This is a genomic window from Nucisporomicrobium flavum (assembly GCF_016464385.1).
In the GTDB taxonomy this organism is placed as follows: domain Bacteria; phylum Actinomycetota; class Actinomycetes; order Mycobacteriales; family Micromonosporaceae; genus Actinoplanes; species Actinoplanes flavus_A.
Genome location: NZ_JADMLH010000012.1, coordinates 1 through 11,717, shown reverse-complemented (window position 1 = coordinate 11,717; position 11,717 = coordinate 1). Strand labels below are relative to the sequence as shown.

At 73.7% G+C, this 11,717-nt stretch carries 6 protein-coding genes; all 6 read right to left on the bottom strand.

Features of this window, described 5'->3' with window-relative positions; genetic code table 11:
• Positions 1-25 precede the first annotated feature (25 nt).
• The 6 genes from IT780_RS26160 to IT780_RS26135 all read right to left on the bottom strand — a co-directional run bounded on the left by IT780_RS26160 (position 26) and on the right by IT780_RS26135 (position 11,459).
• Positions 26-3,322, bottom strand: a complete 3,297-nt coding sequence (locus IT780_RS26160; protein WP_199514332.1) for a S8 family serine peptidase — start codon at positions 3,320-3,322, stop codon at positions 26-28.
• Positions 3,323-3,781: 459 nt separating this feature from the next.
• Positions 3,782-4,177 carry an SSI family serine proteinase inhibitor gene (locus IT780_RS26155; RefSeq protein WP_199514331.1) on the bottom strand — a complete coding sequence of 132 codons (396 nt, stop codon included), beginning with the start codon at positions 4,175-4,177 and terminating at the stop codon, positions 3,782-3,784.
• An 89-nt stretch (positions 4,178-4,266) separates the two neighbouring features.
• Complete coding sequence (locus IT780_RS26150; RefSeq protein ID WP_199514330.1) at positions 4,267-7,608, bottom strand: error-prone DNA polymerase; 3,342 nt, start codon at positions 7,606-7,608, stop codon at positions 4,267-4,269.
• Positions 7,609-7,617: 9 nt separating this feature from the next.
• Positions 7,618-9,282: a DNA polymerase Y family protein gene (locus IT780_RS26145; protein ID WP_199514329.1), complete on the bottom strand. Its 1,665-nt coding sequence runs from the start codon at positions 9,280-9,282 to the stop codon at positions 7,618-7,620.
• Positions 9,279-10,064, bottom strand: coding sequence for a DnaE2-dependent mutagenesis accessory factor ImuA' (gene imuA', locus IT780_RS42140; protein WP_233413550.1), 786 nt, complete (start codon positions 10,062-10,064; stop codon positions 9,279-9,281). Before imuA' ends, IT780_RS26145 begins: the two co-directional genes overlap by 4 nt.
• 885 nt (positions 10,065-10,949) lie before the next feature.
• Entirely contained in the window at positions 10,950-11,459 is a 510-nt protein-coding gene (locus IT780_RS26135) for an SAV_6107 family HEPN domain-containing protein (protein WP_199514619.1), read from the bottom strand.
• Positions 11,460-11,717 lie beyond the last annotated feature (258 nt).

Genomic DNA, 11,717 nt, shown 5'->3' with positions numbered 1-11,717 from the left:
GTGGCCTGCCACCCCCGCCGGTGCGTCATCGGATCGCGTACGCCCGGATCACCGTCTGGGTGACCGTGCCGCTGTCCGTGGTGGCCGTGGCCCGCAGCGACACGAAGCCGCCCGCCGGGTTGCGGACCACCGCCGCGCGGTGCGCCCCGGAGCCGACCACGGGCACGGCCTTCCAGGTGCGGCCGTCGTCGGCCGACATCTGCACCGTGACCCGCCGGACCGTGGACCTGACCTGCTGGTCGACGGTGACCGGGACGAGCTGCGGCCGCCGCGCCGGGGCCGCGTTGTGCTCGTCGAGCGCCGGGTGGAAGCGGACCGTGGAGACGGCGAGCCGCTGCGGGGTCTCCCCGGCGACGTGCCCGGAGCGGAACGTCCAGACGCCGCTGACCTGGGTGGACAGCGTGTGCGGGGCGCCGCGGGCGGCGGAGAGCTCGAGGCGGTAGTCGCCCGTCGCGGCGGGCACCTCGAACTCGGCCACCGGGTCCTCGACCTCCTTGATCAGCTGCGTGCCGCGGTACAGCGCGAGGCGTGCGGACTCCAGCGTGCTGAAGCCGGGGTGCCCGGAGCCCTCACCGTACGTGGGCAGCAGCACGGCGATCGTGTCGCCGGTGCGGGTGATGTGCTCCCACGGCCACTGCGGGCCGGCGACCGAGGGCGCGAACACCGCCCTGTTCCACTGCTGGTGATAGGTGCGCCCGGCGCGGAAGGTCGCCGGCGGGGCCGTGGTCACGCTGACGTCCTCCGGCCAGTCGTCCTCGGAGGCCGGCGGCAGCTGCTGGTAGAACTCGCTGGACCACTGCGCGCCGCCGTCGGTGTTGACCTGTTCGGTGCGCTGGAACGGCAGGTCGAACGGGACGAAAACGGCCCAGTACCCCAGGTCCCCGCGCCGGGCCGAGTTCGCCTTGGCGCCCTGCGTCCCGGTCGCCTCGGTGGCGTACGTGGCCTTGATCGTCGCGAGGTCACGCTGCTGTACGGCCTTGCGGAAGCCCGTGTACATGACGCCCTCGGAGTACCAGCCGAGGTCGTACACGTGCCGGCTGTTGCGCAGCGTCCCGTCGGGGCCCGGCTCGGCGAAGGAGGCGTTGACCGAGCCGGTGAAGGGCTTGTACGGCTGCCGCCCGCCGATCTGCGCGGTGTAGAGGCCCTTCATCTCGATCCCGGCGAGCCCGGCGCTGTACCCGCCGGAGTCGATCAGCCAGTCCGCGTTGGCCGCCACGAGCGTCAGCTGCGACGCGCGGCGCGGCACACTGATGGCCAGCGGCTTGCCCAGGCGGGCGTCGAGACGGATCGTCCGGGGCCCGTCGACGACCAGGCGAGGCTGGACCAGCATCGTCGAGTCCTCCTCACCGAGGTACGCGAAGAGGCCGTACTCGCCCTTGGGCAGGCGCTTGACGGAGGTCGGCCCGGTGATGGTGTAGTCCCGGCCGGTCTCGAGGTTGAAGGCGACGCCGAAGAGCGATTCGGACGGCGTCCCGTCGCGGTCGATCCCCTCGAAGCGCACGTCGTAGCTCTCCGGCTCGCGGAACACCGCGACCGGCGTCTCGACCTTGAGCCCGCCCGCGCCGGTGGCCGTGAGGTAACCGGTGTAGTAGCCGTCGGGCACGTCGGCGCCGGTGTCGGCGGTCAGCGTCGTGGTGGCGGTGCCGCCGGCGGGAACGGTAAGCGTCGTGGTGGCGAGCGAGAACACCTCGGCCGAGGCCGAGAGCTTCAGCGTGAGGGTGACCGCCTCGGTGCCGTCGTTGCGGTAGGTCACCGTCTTCGTCTCGGGCTGGTCGTCGCCGTGCGGCCAGCGCCCGCCGGTGAAGCTCACCGAGCCCTCGGCGACGGCGACGGACTGGGTGATCGCCCGGGCCACGTCGACCCGGCCGGCGCCCTGCCCGAAGACGTCGACGCCGGCGGTGGGCTTCGCCGCTCCCATGAGGACGGTCTTGCGCTGCTGCGGCGTCCACCCGGGGTGCTGCTGGGTCAGGATGGCCGCGGCGCCCGCGACGTGCGGGGTGGCCATCGACGTGCCGGACAGGCTGGAGTAACCGTCGACCGGCGCCGGACCACCGATCACGTCGTGCGCGGCCCGGGCCGCGACGATCTCGACGCCGGGCGCGGTGATGTCGGGCTTGATCGCGTTGTCGCCGGTCCGCGGGCCGCGGCTGGAGAAGTCGGCCAGCTGGTCGTCGCGGTCCACCGCGCCGACGGCCAGCGCCGCGTCCGCGCTGGCCGGGGAGCCGACGGGGGCGAACTCACCGTCGTTGCCGGCCGCGACGACGAACAGCGTGCCGTACCGGGCGGTGAGGTCGCCGACGGCGGCCTCGAGCGGGTCGACGCCCTCGACGTCCGGGCCGCCGAGGCTCATGTTGACGATCGGCGCGCGGGTCGCGGCCCAGGCCATGCCGGCCAGGATGGCGGAGTCGTCGCAGTACTCCGTGCTGCACACCTTGCCGACGACGAGCTTCGCGCCCGGCGCCACGCCGCGGTACCGGCCGCCGGAGGCCGCGCCCGTACCGGCGATCGTGGAGGCGACGTGCGTGCCGTGCCCCACCTCGTCGTCGGTGCTCGCGGTGTCGGTGAAGTTCTGCGCCTCGGCGATCTGACCGGCGAGGTCGGGGTGGGTGGCGTCGATGCCGGTGTCGAGGACGGCCACCTTGACGCCGGTGCCGTCGAGCCCCTTCTGCCAGGCGGCCGGGGCACCGATCTGCGGCACGCTGCGGTCCAGGCTGACCTTGCGTTTGCCGTCGAGCCAGAGCCGGTCGATGCCGGGGGCCAGCGAGCGCGCGGTGCCCGTACCCCGGGTCAGCGCCTGCCAGAGCCCGGCCCGGCCCTGCCGGTCCGCACGGACCGCGAGCGCACCGACGACCGGCAGGTCGCGCGTCACGCGCGTGCCCGGCACGGAGGTCGCGGTCCGTGCCTGCCGGGCCTGGTTCCCCGGGTACGCGACCAGCAGCGGCACCTCCGGGGCGCGCTCGTCGGTGTACCCGGCCGCGGCGAGGGCGGTGACGTCGAACAGGCGCTCGTCCACCCGCCCGGCGCGCAGCAGCGGCACGGCGTCGACCGGGATGATGCGCCGGCCGTGCGTAGTGCGCTGGCTGAGGAACCGCATCCCGGCGCGTTCGGGGCCGGGCCGCACGGCGACCGATCCGTCACGCGTCAGCGTGACCCGGTCGCCGGTGATCAGGGTGATCGACGTGGCGCCGGCCGCGGCGGCCGGCGCGGGTCCGGGACGGCCGGTCGCGGGGCGGGCCTGCGCGGCCGTGCCCGTGGCGACGACCGCGCCGGCGGTAGCGGTGATCAGGCCCAGTAGCAGTGTGGGCAGCCTTCGTGGTCGCATGCGTCCTCCCCCGACGAACCGGGTCACTCCCGGCAGGACATAGACGCTCGCCACTCTTCGGACGTTCTGCCCCGCTACTGACGGACATCCGACAGAGGTCATGGGGAGATGCGGCCGGCCTTTCCAAGATCGTTGCTCATGACGTCTGCAGCCCGCGCGGAGCAGGTCCGGGAGACCCGCCGGAAGGTGCTGGCGGCCGCCCGCGACCTGTTCCTGCGCCGCGGCTGCACCGGCACGACCGTCGAGGCGATCGCCCACGGGCGGCCGTCAGCCCGCAGACCGTCTCCAACAGCGCCTGACGGGCATGCCGTCCCGGCCCTCCGCTGCGCTCCGGTGCAGTCCGTCATGCCGCAGTCGGCGGCAAGGCCACAGTGCTCAAAGCCGTGTACGACGCCGCCCGCTTCGGGTTGCGCGAGGGCCTGTCCGTCCGCGAGGCCGGCGCGATGGCCGGCGCCCTGCTCAGAACGCCATGATCACGCCCATCGTGCGGGCCAGGTCGCAGCGGTTGCCGAAGGTGTGCGTCCAGTCGACCGTACGGCCGTGCCAGGTGCCCTCGATCCGCGCGGTGACCGGCGCGTACTCCATCGTGCACATGACCTTGGCGGGCTTGAGCCGCTCGGGCCGGCCGTGCACCTTCGCCAGCGCCTGGCAGGCCTTGCCCTTCTTCGGGTGCGCGCCGCCGGCCGGGTCGCACCGCAGCACGACCGCCGCCGCGTAACCGGCGTCGGCCTCGTAGCTCAGCACCAGTTCACTCCGCTTCGCGGCGGCGGCAGCCGCGCCGCCAGAGGTCGCTGCGGCGGCCGGGCTCGCCAGGGCGAGCACGAAGACCGCGGACAGCCCGATGGTACGGATCATGACGCCACTCCCCCGTCGTACGTTTCCGTGCGCATCCGGTCTACGCCTCAAAAGGTGCAAGACGCGCGGAACGGAAATATAGCGGCCGCTCAGCGGAAGTCGCGGGAGGCCGGCGTGACCGGAGGGGTGACGGCCTCGAGCCGGTCGGCGACCAGGTTCAGCACCCCCTCGGTCTTCTCCAGCCGCCCCCGTACCAGCAGCGCCGCGCTGGTCCGGGCCACCCGCCGGTACCGCTGCCACAGCCCCGGCGAGCAGGTCACGTTGAGCATCCCGGTCTCGTCCTCCAGGTTGATGAACGTGACCCCGCCCGCGGTCGCCGGCCGCTGCCGGTGGGTGACGATGCCGCCCACCCGGATCCGGGTGCCGGCCTCGACCCGGCCCAGCCCGGAGATCGGCAGCGCGCCCCGGCGGGTGAGCTGCTCCCGGATGAACTGCGCCGGGTGCGCGTCCGGCGACAGGCCCGTCGCCCAGACGTCCGCGACCAGCTTGTCGACGTCGCCCATGCCGGGCAGGGTGGGCGCCTCGGTGCCGGTGACCGTGCCGGGCAGCCGGCCGGGCCGGTCCTGCGCCGCGGCACCCGCCGCCCACAGCGCCTCGCGGCGCGACAGGCCGAAACCGGCGAAGGCGTCGGCGGTCGCGAGGGCCTCCAGGTGGGCGGTCGAGCATCCGGTCCGGCGGGCGAGATCGGCCATGTCCCGGTACGGCCCGTGCGCGGTCCGTTCGTCCTCGATCGCCTTCGCCAGCTCGTCGCCGAGGGTGCGTACGCTCTGCAGGCCCATCCGTACGGCCGGCCCGCCGAGCCCCCACGCGTGCGGCGGTTCCCCGGGCGCCGAACCCCACTTGGTGGTGGCCGTCGACTCCAGCGTCGCGGCGGCGGCGCTGAGGTTGATGTCGGGGCGGCGTACCTCCACGCCGTGCCGGCGCGCGTCGTCCACCAGCGACTGCGGCGAGTAGAAGCCCATCGGCTGCGCGTTGAGCAGGGCCGCGCAGAAAGCCGCCGGGTGGTAGCGCTTCAGCCAGGCGCTGGCGTACACCAGGTAGGCGAAGCTCATAGCGTGGCTCTCGGGGAAGCCGTAGTTGGCGAACGAGGAGAGCTTCAGGAACAGGTCGTCGGCGAGCTCACCGGTGATGCCGCGCTCGGCCATGCCCTCGTAGAGCCGCCGCTTGATCCGTTCCATCTTCTCCATCGACCGCTTCGAGCCCATGGCCCGGCGCAGCTGGTCGGCCTCGGCCGGGTCGAACCCCGCCACGTCGATCGCGAGCTGCATGAGCTGCTCCTGGAACAGCGGCACGCCGAGTGTCTTGGCCAGGGCGTTCGCCATCAGCGGATGGGGAACGCTCGGCTCCTCGAGCCCGTTCTTGCGTCGGATGAAGGGATGCACCGAGCCGCCCTGGATCGGACCGGGACGGATCAGGGCCACCTCGACCACCAGGTCGTAGAACGTGTCCGGCTTCAGCCGGGGCAGCGTCGCCATCTGCGCGCGGCTCTCCACCTGGAAGACGCCGACCGAGTCGGCTCGGCGCAGCATCGCGTACACCTCGTCGTCGTCGAGACGCATGGTGCTGATGTCCAGGTCGGACTCGATCATGTCGTACGCGTAGTGCAGCGCCGACAGCATCCCGAGGCCGAGCAGGTCGAACTTGACCAGCTCGATCGCCGCGCAGTCGTCCTTGTCCCACTGCAGCACCGTGCGTCCCGGCATCCGCCCCCACTCCACCGGGCACACCTCGATGATCGGCCGGTCGCAGATGACCATGCCGCCGGAGTGGATCCCCAGGTGCCGCGGAAAACTCTGGACCTCGTTGGCGAAGGCGACCACCTGCTCGGGGATGTCCTCCACGTCGATCGCGGCCACGCTGCCCCACCGGTCGATCTGCTTGCTCCACGCGTCCTGCTGCCCGGGCGAGAACCCGAAGGCCTTGGCCATGTCGCGTACGGCGGACCGCGGCCGGTACGAGATCACGTTGGCGACCTGCGCGGTGTGCTCCCGGCCGTGCTTGGCGTACACGTGCTGGATCACCTCCTCGCGCCGGTCCGACTCGATGTCCACGTCGATGTCCGGCGGGCCGTCCCGCTCCGGCGCGAGGAACCGCTCGAACAGCAGGTCGTACTCGACCGCGTCCACGTTGGTGATGCGCAGCGCGTAACAGACCGCCGAGTTCGCCGCCGAGCCCCGCCCCTGGCAGTAGATGTTGTTCTCGCGGCAGAACCGCACGATGTCGTAGACCACCAGGAAGTAGCCGGGGAAGTTCAGCTCCTCGATCATCCGCAGCTCGTGCTCGATCTGCGCGTACGCCTTCGGATGCGCCTGCGGCGGCCCGTACCGTTCCCGCGCGCCGCGCATGGTCAGCTCCCGCAGCCAGCTCATCTCGGTGTGCCCCGGCTCCGGGATCGGGAAGTCCGGCAGCCGCGGCGCCACCAGGTTCAGGTCGAACGCCAGGTCCTCGCCGAACATCGCCGCGTTCTCCACCGCGCCCGGGTACGCGGCGAACCGCTTGCGCATCTCCGTGCCGCTGCGCAGGTGCGCGGTGCCGGCCGCGGGCAGCCAGCCGTCCAGCTCGTCGAGGCTGCGCCGGGCCCGTACGGCCGCCAGCGCCGTCGCGAGCCGCCGCCGCCCCGGGGTCGCGTAGTGCACGTTGTTCGTGGCGACCACCTCGAGCTTCCGGCTGCGCGCCAGCTCGTACAGCACCTCGTTGCGGTCGTCGTCGTACGGGTCCCCGTGATCGGTCAGCTCCACGGCGACGTTGCCGCGCCCGAACAGCCGCACCAGCCGGTCCAGCTCCCGCGCCGCCCCCACCGGCCCCTCGGCGGCCAGCGCGCGCGGGACACTGCTCTTGCGGCATCCGGTGAGCACGAGCACGTGGTCGCGCAGCACCTCGGCGATCTGCTCCAGGTCCCCGTACGCCGGCTTGCCCTTCTCCTTGCCCGCGAGCTGACCGCGCGAGATCGTCCGGGCCAGGCGCGCGTACCCCTCGGGGCCGTGCGCGAGCGCGAGCAGGTGCCGGCCCTCGGGGTCCGCCTCGCCGTTCTGCGGCGCGCTCAGGTCCAGCGACAGCTCGGCGCCGAAGATCGTGGGGAGCCCCAGCTCACGGGCGGCCTGGGAGAACCGCACCACCCCGTAGAACCCGTCGTGGTCGGTGACGGCGAGCCCGGTCAGCCCCAGCCTCGCCGCCTCCTCGGCCAGCTCCTCCGGGTGGCTCGCGCCGTCGAGGAAGCTGAAGTTGGTGTGACAGTGCAGTTCCGCGTACCGGTCCTCGCCGACCGAGCGGATCAGCGCCGGGGCCTCGTACGGCTGCCGCTTACGGCTCCACGCGGGCGAGTCACCGCCGTCACCGTCGACCGCCAAGGGGTCGACGACGTGCAGGTGCCGCTGTCCCGTCAGGGTCTTCTCGAGCTCACCCCACGACATCCGTGGATTGTGGAAACCCATCTCCCCCGCCTAGTCGTAGATCGCTTCGACGGCCCAGTGGCCCGATGCCAGGCTGAGCAGGAACGCCCGGCCGTCGGCCACGGCCATCTGGAACCGGGCGCGCCGCCGCCCCTCGCCCTCGGCCCACCAGCGCTCGTCCACCGGCCACGGCCCCGCCCACCCGGTGATCTCGGCGGCCTCCTCGCCCAGCACCAGCACCGCGGGGTGGCCGGTCAGCTCGAGGCGGGCGCTCACTCCTACCGGCGTACCCGTGGCGTCGAGCACCACCGCGGGCGCCGGCTGCGGCAGCACCAGGGCCGGCGCCGGGCCGGGAATGCGGCCCGGCCAGGGCGGCCGCTTGTCGGGTTTCGCGGGCCTCAGCCGGTCCGTCGGCCGGCCCGGCTCGGCTTCGGCGACCACCGCCGGGCCCGGCTCCCCCCGGGCGATCACCACGGGATGCGGGCCGGGCTGGGGCGCGGCCGGCCGGGCCGGTTCCCGCTCGTCGCCCCACGGCACGAACCGGACCTGGTCGTCGGCGGACCGGCCCCCGCCGACCACCGCGGTCACCACCGCCTCCGGCCCCAGCAGACCCTGGATCCGGCTCAGCGCCCGATGCGCCCGCTCCTTCTCCGCGCCCGCGTCCCCCCACAGCCCCGGCTGCAGTCCCAGGTGGACGAGGACGCCGTCGGGCACCAGCCGCAGCCGGACCAGCCCCGCGGTGGGCCGCGCCGGGCCGCCCCGGCAGGCCCCGGTCAGCCAGCCGTCGAGCTGCCAGCGCACCCGCTCCGCGATGGCCGCAGCGGTCAGCAAACCGTCGTGCCGCCAGACCCGGTGCAACTCCTGGCCGTCGGCGGTGACGGCTTCGATGCCCAGCCGGGTGCAGGCCATCCCGTACGCGGCCAGCCGCTCGTGCAGCCGCTCGGCCAGCGCCCGCCCGGCGAACGCCGCCACGTCGACCCGCTCGAGCGGCTCCTCGTACGTGTCGGTCACGTCCAGGTCGGGCGGCGGCTGCCGGACGGCGAGCGGCCGATGGTCCAGCCCGGCGGCGAGCCGGTGCGCGAGCGCCCCGTCGAACCCGAACCGGCTCAGCACGTCGGACGCGAGCAGCGCGGCGAAGTCACCCAGCGTCTTCACCCCGAGCCGGCGCAACAGGTCGGTCAGGGCGGGCCGCTCCAGCGCCTCGACGGTCATCGAAGCGAGAAAATCCCGGGTACGCCCGGCAGCGACGATCCGTCCCGCCCGGGCGGCCAGCCCCGCCGCGAACACCCCGTCGGCGACGCCCACCTGGGCCTCCACGGCGCATGCCTGCGCGACCTGCTCGACGATCCGCTCGGCGGCCCGCTCCTCGCCCCCGAAATACCGGGAGGGACCGCGGGCGGCCAGCGCGCACGCCCCGGGCCGTACCACCTCCACCCCGACGGCCACCTCCTCCACGGCGGCGACGACCGGCTCGAAGGCCCGCGCATCCCGCCCCGGATCATGCTCGACGACCACCAGCGAGGGACAGCGCCCCTGCGCCTCCCGCCGCCGCAACCCCCGCCGCACGCCCTCGGCCCGAGCCGCCTCGGAACAAGCCACCACCCGATTCGCATGCAGCACGGCAACGGGCCCGTCGGCGCGCACCCCCTCCACGATCTCCGCGGCGATGACCGGCCAGTCGGGGCACCAGAGCAGCAGGGTCCGGGGAATGCTCATGCCGGCTCCACGACGGACAGGGCACCCCAGCGCCTCGGGCCGGGTCCGCGGCCCTCACCCTCTCCCTCTTCCGCTTCCCTTGCCGGTCCCGCTTCCTTTCCTGGCGGCAGCCCTTCCACCTGTTCTTCCTCGGGCGCCGCAACCTGATCGGAAACCGGGGGAATGACGGGCGAGGCCGCGATCGCCGGCATCCAGAAGGTCACTTCCTTGGGCCGGGCCGCAGCCCCCCGCCCCCGAGCGACAACGGTCACCTCCCGCCGCCGCAGCCGCCCCCGCCCGTCCCCCAGCCCCTCCCACCGGCCCCGGGTGACCTGCAGCGTGACGTCGGCACCGTCCCACCGCCCGTACGGCACGAGCACACACCCCCGCTGCCGGGCCCGGGCCACGAGCCGGCTGGTCACGGAAGGCGCGACGGGCCCCGGAACCGCGACCACGACCACATCGACCCCGTCGATCAGCGCGGCCACCACGGTGGGCCACTCGGGCCCCGGATTCGGCACCAACGCCAACCGCTCCAGAGCAATCCCACTCTGCGCGGCGGCGAGCGCACCGAGCGCGGGTACGCCGACGACAGCGCACCAGGACCCGGCATGGGAGGCGGCGGAGAGAAGCGCCAGCAGAAGAGAGGTACCGCCGTTACCGATCCGTTCGACGGCCCGGCCCCGGTCGCCCACCGAGGAACCCCGGACAAGAGAAGGACCCGCCACCGGTGAGACGGCCGACGAACGCCGGACGGACGAAAGCCCGGCCGACGCAGCCCCAGCCGATGCAAGACCGGCCAGCGCGGTCCCGGCCGACGCAGGACCGGTCGACGCGGGACCGGCTGGCGCGGGACCGGCTGGCGCGGGACCGGCCCGCGACGGATCCTCCGGCAAGGAAGGCGTTTCTCCTGCCCCCGCCGCCGGACCCGGGCCCGGCGCCTTCTTCGCCGGCGGATTCAACGGAAAGCCTGACGCCCGCGACCCGCGCCCCTCCCCCGGCCCGCGCCCCTCCCCCGGCCCGCGCAGGTCTCCCGGACCTCGCAGGTCTTCCGAACCTCGCAGGTCTCGCGGTCCGCGTCGGTCTCCCGGCTGCCGGGCGGTGTCGAAGGTGAGGCCGACCGCGACCGTGCTGCCCCGGCGCAGTCCGCGGCCCGGGAGCAGTTCGCCCAGTTCGGCATGCACCGGCAGCACCCGGTGCATCCCGCTCTCGCCGGTCTCCCCGGCGGGCCGTACCAGCTCAGCAAGAGCCGCAGCACTGTTGATCATGCGCCCGGCCATCGTCCCGCCCCGCTGTGCACTCACTGAAGTTGATCTTTATGGATCCGCCGGGTCGGACGGGTCCATGCATGGTTCCGGCAGCCCGCTCACGCCATACGCGACACCGGCAGCCCGCTCGCGCCCATACGTGGCATCGACACACCACCCAAGGGGTCGCGGAAACCGGGACCTCGTCCAGCGCGACGGGTGCGGCAGGGAGGCGCGGGACGCCACGGCCAAGAACCGCGAGCGAAGGAGCAGCAGCAGAGCTGAAGACCCCAGACACCCGCAGCCTCAAACGCCGTAAGCTTCGGCACCCGCAGCTTCAAACGCCGTGAGCCCCGACGCACCGGACACCCGATGCACCGCCACGAGCGCCGAACGATCGGACGCAATGGCTCCCGGCTGTCCGTGCCTCGCGCCAGGTGGTCAGGCGGCTTCGAGGCTGGGTTGGTATGCCAGGCCGAGGGCCGCCTGCACGAGGGACACGAAGGTCTCCGCCGCCGTCAGGAGGTCGTCCGCCTCGCGGGCCGTGACCACGCGGGGGATGCCGGCCTCTGCGGCTGCTCGTTTGGTGGCGCCGAGGGCGAAGTAGCTGGCCCAGTCGCCGAACTCGGGGGCCACCAGGACCAGGAGGGACCAGGTGCTGGTGACGCGGTTGCGGCGGGTGGGTGCGGCCGGTCTGGCACGGGCGGCGAGCACGGCGGCGGCCGCTCGGAGGGCCGCGAGGTGGGCGGCCGCGTAGCGCAGGCCGTCGGGGCGGGTGCGGGCCGCTTCCGCGAGGCCTTGGCGCGCGATGGCGAGCAGCTGGGCCGGGGTGCGGCTGGGCAGGAGGTTGGCGGGGACCGTGGGCGCCGCCTGGGTGCCGGCCGTGGGAGCGTGGGCCAGGCCGTACGTTCGCGGGCCGGGCCCGGCGGCCGCACCGGACGTCACGGGCATCCCGGGCGAGCCGGCGTTCCGGGGCTCGGGCACCGCACGGACCGAACCGGCGTCCCGAGGCTCGGGCACAGCGGGGCGCGCCTGCGGAACGGGGTGTTTCAGGCCCGGTGCCGGGTTGCTCACCATGGTCTCTCCATAAGGTTGTTGATCGTCTGGGGTGATGCCCTGGATGCCCGGGGACGGTGGGGTGTGGCTGATGGTTTCTTGTCGTTGGGTGGTTTCCGAGGAGTGGCCGCCCTGCCGTTGCCGATGGCCTGG

Coding starts and splice junctions, on each gene's coding strand:
- IT780_RS26160 (WP_199514332.1), bottom strand. CDS start 3,322: ATGCGACCACGAAGGCTGCCCACACTGCTACTGGGCCTGATCACCGCT.
- IT780_RS26155 (WP_199514331.1), bottom strand. CDS start 4,177: ATGATCCGTACCATCGGGCTGTCCGCGGTCTTCGTGCTCGCCCTGGCG.
- IT780_RS26150 (WP_199514330.1), bottom strand. CDS start 7,608: ATGGGTTTCCACAATCCACGGATGTCGTGGGGTGAGCTCGAGAAGACC.
- IT780_RS26145 (WP_199514329.1), bottom strand. CDS start 9,282: ATGAGCATTCCCCGGACCCTGCTGCTCTGGTGCCCCGACTGGCCGGTC.
- IT780_RS26135 (WP_199514619.1), bottom strand. CDS start 11,459: ATGCCCGTGACGTCCGGTGCGGCCGCCGGGCCCGGCCCGCGAACGTAC.